1 pseudogene is annotated in these 203 nt (G+C 67.5%); it reads right to left on the reverse strand.

The features are described from left to right. Positions 1 to 203: pseudogene (locus tag IH68_RS0149360) on the reverse strand (polyketide synthase); the annotation flags it as partial.

Consider the following 203-nt stretch of genomic DNA (forward strand, 5'->3'; position numbering starts at 1 on the left):
CCTCCCTCGGCCAGTCCCGCTCGTCCGTCAACAGCTCCACGGCCCCGGCCGACCAGTCCACGTGCGACGACGGCTCATCCACATGCAAGGTCCGCGGCAGGATTCCGTGCTGCATCGCCAGCACCATCTTGATCACACCAGCCACACCCGCAGCCGCCTGCGTGTGCCCGATGTTCGACTTCACCGACCCCAGCCACAACGGC

The sequence above is a fragment of the Streptomyces sp. NRRL S-646 genome (genome assembly GCF_000720765.1).
In the GTDB taxonomy this organism is placed as follows: domain Bacteria; phylum Actinomycetota; class Actinomycetes; order Streptomycetales; family Streptomycetaceae; genus Streptomyces.